Here is an 8,364-nt window from a genome sequence, read left to right as displayed (position 1 = left end):
GAAGGCGTTGAGATGGTTATGCCTGGTGACAACGTGAACATGGTTGTTACCCTGATCCACCCAATCGCGATGGATGATGGTCTGCGTTTCGCAATCCGTGAAGGCGGCCGTACTGTAGGTGCTGGTGTTGTTGCTAAAGTTATCGCTTAATCGCTGATAGTTTTTTGTCACTATTCGTTGACGTAATACACACTAAAAGGGCATCATTCGATGCCCTTTTTTCTACGCTGTGGCGCTAGAACCTATCTCATCAGCGATTTATACGTCATAATCACTGGTGAGATAGGCTCTGAGATATAGCGTAAAACACCGAATTGCGCTCAAGTAGAGCATCGATCGGTTTGGTTTGCCTCGCAATGCGAGGCAAAGTTGTTTGTTCTGAATCATTGTGACGGGTTGGTTTATGAGTGCGAATACCGAGGCTCAAGGGAGCGGGCGCGGCCTGGAAGCGGTAAAGTGGCTGATTGTTGCCGTTTTGTTGGTTGTAGCTATTGTCGGTAACTATTATTACCGTGCATACAGCCTGCCGTTACGCGCGTTAGCCGTAGTTGTTATTATCGCAATTGCAGGCGCAGTGGCTTTACTGACCACTAAAGGCAAGGCGACGGTCGCGTTTGCTCGTGAAGCGCGTACTGAAGTACGTAAAGTCATTTGGCCAACGCGCCAGGAAACATTGCATACCACACTGATCGTTGCTGCGGTAACTGCCGTTATGTCACTGATTCTGTGGGGGCTGGATGGTATTTTAGTCCGCCTGGTATCTTTCATTACTGGCTTGAGGTTCTAATGTCTGAAGCACCTAAAAAACGTTGGTACGTCGTTCAGGCGTTTTCTGGCTTTGAAGGCCGCGTAGCACAATCGCTGCGTGAGCACATCAAATTACATGACATGGAAGAACTGTTTGGTGAAGTCATGGTTCCAACCGAAGAAGTGGTTGAGATTCGTGGTGGCCTGCGCCGTAAAAGCGAACGTAAATTCTTCCCAGGTTATGTGCTGGTACAGATGGTGATGAATGACGCCAGCTGGCACTTAGTTCGCAGCGTTCCTCGTGTTATGGGCTTCATTGGCGGAACGTCAGATCGTCCTGCACCAATCAGCGATAAAGAAGTTGATGCGATCATGAATCGCCTGCAACAAGTGGGTGATAAACCACGTCCTAAAACGTTGTTCGAACCAGGTGAACTGGTACGTGTTAATGACGGTCCGTTTGCGGACTTCAATGGTGTGGTCGAAGAAGTTGATTACGAGAAAAGTCGCCTGAAAGTGTCTGTTTCCATTTTTGGCCGTGCAACACCGGTTGAACTGGACTTCGGTCAGGTTGAAAAAGGCTAACAACAACGTTCTAAACATTCATTAGAACAGATGTTGTACAAGGCGCGAAATTGAACTATAATTTCGCGCCTTTTGTTTTTATGTGCAGTCTCAGCACATAAATTACAAAGAACAAAGTACTGTAAATAACGGGGAGCCTCTTCAAACAGGCGATATCACCCAAACGAGGATATTTACCATGGCCAAGAAAGTACAAGCCTACGTTAAGTTGCAAGTTGCAGCTGGTATGGCAAACCCAAGTCCGCCAGTTGGTCCAGCTTTGGGTCAGCAGGGTGTGAACATCATGGAATTCTGTAAGGCGTTCAATGCTAAGACTGATAGCATGGAAAAAGGCCTGCCAATTCCTGTTGTTATTACTGTTTATTCTGACCGTTCTTTCACCTTCGTTACCAAAACCCCTCCTGCAGCAGTACTGCTGAAGAAAGCGGCTGGTATCAAGTCTGGTTCCGGCAAGCCGAACAAAGACAAAGTGGGTAAAGTAACGAGTGCTCAGGTTCGTGAAATCGCAGAAACCAAAGCTGCGGACATGACCGGTTCTGACGTTGAAGCGATGACTCGCTCCATCGAAGGTACTGCTCGTTCCATGGGCCTGGTAGTGGAGGATTAATAAATGGCTAAGCTGACCAAGCGCATGCGCGTGATCCGTGACAAAGTTGATGCTACTAAACAGTATGACATCACCGAAGCCGTTGCTCTGCTCAAAGAGCTGGCCACTGCTAAATTCGTAGAAAGCGTTGACGTTGCTGTTAACCTCGGCATCGACGCTCGTAAATCAGATCAAAACGTTCGCGGCGCAACCGTACTGCCACACGGCACCGGTCGTTCTGTTCGCGTTGCCGTCTTCACCCAAGGTGCAAACGCTGAAGCTGCTAAAGCTGCAGGCGCTGAACTGGTAGGTATGGAAGATCTGGCTGACCTGATCAAAAAAGGCGAAATGAACTTCGACGTTGTAATCGCATCTCCAGATGCAATGCGCGTTGTTGGCCAATTAGGTCAGGTTCTGGGCCCACGCGGTCTGATGCCTAACCCGAAAGTTGGTACTGTAACGCCTAACGTTGCTGAAGCGGTTAAGAACGCTAAAGCAGGCCAGGTTCGTTACCGTAACGACAAAAACGGCATCATCCATACCACTATCGGTAAGGTTGATTTCGAATCCGACAAGCTGAAAGAAAACCTGGAAGCTCTGTTGGTCGCTCTGAAAAAAGCGAAGCCTTCCCAGGCTAAAGGCGTTTTCATCAAGAAAGTAAGCCTGTCCACTACCATGGGTGCGGGTCTTTCTGTTGATCAAAGCGGCCTGAGCGCAACAGTTAGCTAATTAACTGCTGACGTTTATCGCTTTACGCGGGCGATAGATTTGTCTAGAATCTATGGCCCGTTGTTTCGTTAATGCGAAACCAAGATTTTTCGGTTGGAGTCTGGCCTATCCAGACCTCCGTCCAAGACCGCAGGTGCCCTGAAAGGGGCTTAATCCTTCCTGCGTAGACGGTGACAGAGCCTGAAGAAAATATTTCTTTGTCTTTTTTATAAAGAATTAAGATTTGTCTTTGCTGGATTCTCTGCTCACCGTGTTTGTACGCTTGTTATCGATTCTCGATGACAAGTGATGTGAGTTCCGGGGGTTTTCCCCGGCTAAATCCAGGAGCAAAAAGCTAATGGCATTAAATCTTCAAGACAAACAAGCGATTGTTGCTGAAGTCATCGAAGTAGCCAAAGGCGCGCTGTCTGCGGTTGTTGCGGATTCTCGTGGCGTAACTGTAGATAAAATGACTGAACTGCGTAAAGCAGGTCGTGAAGCTGGCGTTTACATGCGTGTTGTTCGCAACACCTTGATGCGTCGCGTCGTGGAAGGTACTCAGTTTGAGTGCCTGAAAGACACGTTTGTCGGTCCAACCTTGATTGCATTCTCTACTGAACACCCAGGCGCTGCTGCCCGTTTGTTCAAAGATTTCGCTAAAGCGAATGCAAAATTTGAGGTTAAAGCTGCGGCCTTTGAAGGTGAGTTTATCTCTGCGGCTCAAATTGACCGCTTGGCAACTCTGCCTACTTACGAAGAAGCAATCGCACGCCTGATGGCAACCATGAAAGAAGCCTCTGCAGGCAAATTGGTTCGCACTCTGGCTGCTGTACGCGATCAGAAAGAAGCTGCTTAATCAGCCTTTTTTATCTCGTTCATTTGCTTACGTATAAACTATTTCTGAATTCTAGGAACACTTGAAATGTCAATCACTAAAGAACAAATCATTGAAGGCGTTGCAGCTCTGTCTGTAATGGAAATCGTTGAACTGATCTCCGCTATGGAAGAAAAATTCGGCGTTTCTGCTGCTGCTGCTGTTGCAGGTCCTGCTGCTGCTGCTGAAGCTGTTGAAGAAAAAACTGAGTTCGACGTTGTTCTGGCCGCTGTTGGCGCGAATAAAGTTGCAGTTATCAAAGCTGTTCGCACCGCGACTGGCCTGGGTCTGAAAGAAGCGAAAGACCTGGTTGAGTCTGCTCCAGCAGCTCTGAAAGAAGGCATCAGCAAAGACGACGCTGAAGCTCTGAAAAAATCTCTGGAAGAAGCTGGTGCTTCTGTTGAAGTTAAGTAAGTTTAACTTCCCGGAGTGCAGCCTGTTCTAACAGGCTGATGGCTGGTGACTTTTTAGTCACCAGCCTTTTTGCGCTATAGAGTGTCAGTGGTGTTTCACACTGTTTGAGCACTGAACTACTCTAATATCTCTTTCTATAGACGCCTTAATATATTGTTGCCTCTTGCTGTAGCTCATCTACAGATAACGCACAACGAAATGATTTAAGAGTGGTAGAAAACAGATATTGCGGGAAGCGTTTCTGCTTTCCGGTCGACATAAACGGTGTTGCATGAACTGTCCTTCTCAGGGCAGACAAGATTGGGTCACTGATCAGCGAGCTGAGGAACCCTATGGTTTACTCCTATACCGAGAAAAAACGCATTCGTAAGGATTTTGGTAAACGTCCACAAGTTTTGGACATTCCATATCTCCTTTCTATCCAGCTTGACTCGTTCCAGAAGTTTATCGAGCAAGATCCGGAAGGCCAGTACGGTCTGGAAGCTGCATTCCGTTCTGTATTCCCTATCAAGAGCTACAGCGGTAACTCTGAGCTGCAATACGTTAGCTACCGTCTTGGTGAGCCTGTATTCGACGTTAAAGAATGCCAGATCCGTGGTGTGACGTTCTCCGCGCCACTGCGCGTAAAACTGCGCCTGGTAATCTACGAACGTGAAGCACCAGAAGGTACGGTCAAAGACATCAAGGAACAAGAAGTCTATATGGGCGAAATTCCGCTCATGACCGAAAATGGTACCTTTGTGATTAACGGTACTGAGAGGGTTATCGTATCTCAGCTGCACCGTAGTCCGGGCGTATTCTTCGACAGCGATAAGGGTAAAACCCACTCTTCGGGTAAAGTGCTTTATAACGCGCGTATCATCCCTTACCGCGGTTCATGGTTAGATTTCGAGTTTGATCCGAAAGACAACCTGTTTGTACGTATTGACCGTCGCCGTAAATTGCCTGCGACCATCATTCTGCGTGCATTAAATTACACGACTGAACAGATCCTTGACCTGTTCTTTGACAAGGTGACTTACCAGATCCGCGACAACAAGTTGCAGATGGAACTGGTACCTGAGCGCCTGCGTGGTGAAACAGCTTCCTTTGATATCGAAGCTGACGGCAAAGTCTATGTAGAAAAAGGCCGCCGCATCACTGCCCGTCATATTCGTCAGCTTGAAAAAGACGAAATTCAGCGCATCGAAGTTCCTGTTGAATACATCGCAGGGAAAGTGGTCTCTAAAGACTACATCGACACCAATACCGGTGAGCTGATCGTCCCGGCTAACATGGAATTGTCTCTGGACCTGCTTGCTAAACTGAGCCAGTCCGGTCACAAAACCATTGAAACGCTGTTCACCAATGACCTCGATCATGGCGCGTACATGTCCGAGACCATTCGCGTCGACCCAACCAGCGATCGCCTGAGCGCACTGGTTGAGATCTACCGAATGATGCGTCCTGGTGAGCCACCAACGCGTGAAGCGGCGGAAAGCCTGTTTGAGAACCTGTTCTTCTCTGAAGATCGTTACGACCTGTCTGCTGTAGGTCGTATGAAGTTCAACCGTTCTCTGTTGCGTGATGAAATCGAAGGTTCAGGTATCCTGAGCAAAGACGACATCATTCAGGTAATGAAAAAGCTGATCGGCATTCGTAACGGCCAGGGCGAAGTGGATGATATCGACCACTTGGGCAACCGTCGTATTCGTTCCGTCGGCGAAATGGCTGAAAACCAATTCCGTGTTGGTCTGGTTCGTGTTGAGCGTGCTGTTAAAGAGCGTCTTTCTCTGGGCGACCTCGACACACTGATGCCTCAGGATATGATCAACGCTAAGCCGATTTCGGCTGCGGTGAAAGAATTCTTCGGCTCAAGCCAGTTGTCACAATTTATGGACCAGAACAACCCGTTGTCCGAGATCACGCACAAGCGTCGTATCTCTGCATTGGGCCCGGGCGGTTTGACCCGCGAACGTGCTGGCTTTGAAGTTCGAGACGTACACCCGACTCACTACGGTCGCGTATGTCCAATCGAAACGCCAGAAGGTCCAAACATCGGTCTGATCAACTCCTTGTCTGTCTATGCACAGACCAATGAGTACGGTTTCCTGGAAACCCCTTACCGTCGCGTGCGTGATGGTCTGGTGACTGATGAAATCAACTATCTGTCTGCCATTGAAGAAGGCAACTTCGTAATCGCTCAGGCGAACTCCAACCTGGACGAAGAAGGGCGCTTCATTGAAGACCTGGTCACTTGTCGTAGCAAAGGCGAATCAAGCCTCTTCAGCCGCGATCAGGTTGACTACATGGACGTTTCCACCCAACAGGTTGTATCCGTTGGTGCTTCATTGATTCCATTCCTGGAACACGATGACGCCAACCGTGCATTGATGGGTGCGAACATGCAACGTCAGGCAGTTCCGACTCTGCGCGCTGATAAGCCGCTGGTTGGTACTGGTATGGAACGTGCTGTAGCGGTTGACTCCGGTGTGACTGCCGTAGCCAAACGTGGCGGTATTGTTCAGTACGTGGATGCATCCCGTATCGTTATTCGTGTTAACGAAGAAGAGATGTACCCGGGCGAAGCAGGTATCGACATTTATAACCTGACCAAATACACCCGTTCTAACCAGAACACCTGCATCAACCAGATGCCGTGTGTGAATCTGGGCGAGCCAATCGAGCGCGGCGACGTGCTGGCAGATGGTCCGTCTACAGATCTTGGCGAACTGGCTCTGGGTCAGAACATGCGTGTCGCGTTCATGCCTTGGAACGGTTACAACTTCGAAGACTCCATCTTGGTCTCCGAACGTGTTGTGCAGGAAGACCGCTTCACGACCATCCATATCCAGGAACTGGCATGTGTGTCCCGTGACACCAAGTTAGGGCCTGAAGAGATCACCGCTGACATCCCTAATGTGGGTGAAGCTGCGCTCTCCAAACTGGATGAATCCGGTATCGTTTATATCGGTGCTGAAGTGACCGGTGGTGACATTCTGGTGGGTAAGGTAACGCCTAAAGGCGAAACCCAGCTGACGCCAGAAGAGAAACTGCTGCGTGCGATCTTCGGTGAGAAAGCGTCTGACGTTAAAGACTCTTCTCTGCGTGTACCAAACGGCGTGTCCGGTACGGTTATCGACGTGCAAGTCTTCACCCGCGATGGCGTGGAAAAAGACAAGCGTGCGTTGGAAATCGAAGAGATGCAGCTGAAGCAGGCGAAGAAAGACCTGACTGAAGAACTGCAGATCCTGGAAGCCGGTCTGTTTGCACGTATCCAGTCTGCGCTGGTTGCTGGCGGTGTTGAAGCTGACAAGCTGGGCAAATTGCCTCGCGATCGTTGGTTAGAACTGTCACTGACTGACGAAGACAAACAGAATCAGTTGGAACAGCTTGCTGAACAGTACGACGAACTGAAATCCGAGTTTGAGAAAAAACTCGAAGCTAAGCGTCGTAAAATCACTCAGGGCGATGATCTGGCACCAGGTGTGCTGAAAATCGTTAAAGTGTATTTGGCCGTTAAACGTCAAATCCAGCCTGGTGACAAAATGGCAGGCCGCCACGGTAACAAAGGTGTTATCTCCAAGATCAACCCGATCGAAGATATGCCTTACGATGAAAACGGGACTCCTGTTGATATCGTACTGAACCCGCTGGGCGTTCCATCACGTATGAACATTGGTCAGATTTTGGAAACCCACCTGGGTATGGCCGCGAAAGGTATTGGTGAAAAAATCAATGCCATGCTGAAGAAACAGGAAGAAGTTTCTAAGCTGCGCGAGTTCATCCAGCGTGCCTATGATCTGGGCGACGACGTACGTCAGAAAGTGGATCTGACCACCTTTACCGATGACGAAGTATTGCGTCTGGCTGAGAACCTGAAAAAAGGTATGCCAATCGCGACACCAGTCTTCGACGGTGCGAAAGAGACAGAGATCAAGCAACTGCTTGAAATGGGCGGAATCCCAACCTCTGGTCAGATCACACTGTTTGACGGCCGTACCGGCGAGCAATTCGAGCGTCAGGTTACCGTCGGCTACATGTACATGCTGAAACTGAACCACCTTGTTGACGATAAGATGCACGCGCGTTCTACCGGTTCTTACAGCCTTGTTACTCAGCAGCCGCTGGGTGGTAAAGCTCAGTTCGGTGGTCAGCGCTTCGGTGAGATGGAAGTGTGGGCACTGGAAGCATATGGTGCCGCATATACCCTGCAGGAAATGCTGACTGTTAAGTCCGATGACGTGAATGGCCGTACTAAGATGTATAAAAACATCGTAGATGGCGATCATCGTATGGAACCAGGCATGCCGGAATCCTTCAACGTACTGTTGAAAGAAATCCGTTCTCTGGGTATCAACATCGAGCTGGAAGACGAGTAAGTACTCGAATTCGCACTGATCACAGGGGCACCTGCCTGTTAATCAATACAGACCAGGTGCCTAACAGGTCTAACCCGACGGGAGCCAAT

At 49.1% G+C, this 8,364-nt stretch carries 7 protein-coding genes and 1 pseudogene; all 8 read left to right on the top strand.

The genetic code is table 11. From position 1 onward, the window contains the following. Window positions 1-150: pseudogene (tuf, locus tag DXU84_RS24275) on the top strand (elongation factor Tu); the annotation flags it as partial. A 253-nt stretch (window positions 151-403) separates the two neighbouring features. Then, the gene (gene secE, locus DXU84_RS24270; protein WP_013577415.1) at window positions 404-787 is read left to right on the top strand and encodes a preprotein translocase subunit SecE; all 384 of its coding nucleotides are present in this window, start codon (window positions 404-406) and stop codon (window positions 785-787) included. After that, window positions 787-1,332 (top strand): transcription termination/antitermination protein NusG, encoded by a 546-nt coding sequence (nusG, locus tag DXU84_RS24265; protein WP_013577414.1) that lies wholly within the window; start codon window positions 787-789, stop codon window positions 1,330-1,332. The genes secE and nusG overlap by 1 nt, the downstream gene beginning before the upstream one ends. Window positions 1,333-1,510: 178 nt before the next feature. Beyond that, on the top strand, window positions 1,511-1,939 hold the full coding sequence (gene rplK / locus DXU84_RS24260) for a 50S ribosomal protein L11 (protein WP_013577413.1): 429 nt from the start codon (window positions 1,511-1,513) through the stop codon (window positions 1,937-1,939). Window positions 1,940-1,942: 3 nt separating this feature from the next. Beyond that, complete coding sequence (rplA, locus tag DXU84_RS24255; RefSeq protein ID WP_013577412.1) at window positions 1,943-2,647, top strand: 50S ribosomal protein L1; 705 nt, start codon at window positions 1,943-1,945, stop codon at window positions 2,645-2,647. A 337-nt stretch (window positions 2,648-2,984) separates the two neighbouring features. Then, window positions 2,985-3,482, top strand: a complete 498-nt coding sequence (gene rplJ / locus DXU84_RS24250) for a 50S ribosomal protein L10 (protein WP_013577411.1) — start codon at window positions 2,985-2,987, stop codon at window positions 3,480-3,482. A gap of 66 nt (window positions 3,483-3,548) precedes the next feature. After that, window positions 3,549-3,914 (top strand): 50S ribosomal protein L7/L12, encoded by a 366-nt coding sequence (gene rplL, locus DXU84_RS24245; protein WP_013577410.1) that lies wholly within the window; start codon window positions 3,549-3,551, stop codon window positions 3,912-3,914. A 332-nt stretch (window positions 3,915-4,246) separates the two neighbouring features. Beyond that, window positions 4,247-8,275, top strand: a complete 4,029-nt coding sequence (gene rpoB, locus DXU84_RS24240; protein ID WP_013577409.1) for a DNA-directed RNA polymerase subunit beta — start codon at window positions 4,247-4,249, stop codon at window positions 8,273-8,275. The last annotated feature ends 89 nt before the right edge of the window (window positions 8,276-8,364 follow it).

The sequence above is a fragment of the Rahnella sp. RcJ3 genome (genome assembly GCF_009498575.1).
In the GTDB taxonomy this organism is placed as follows: Bacteria; Pseudomonadota; Gammaproteobacteria; order Enterobacterales; family Enterobacteriaceae; genus Rahnella; species Rahnella aceris.
Note: the sequence above shows the minus strand (reverse complement) of the source record. Positions and strands in the feature narration are given on the sequence as shown.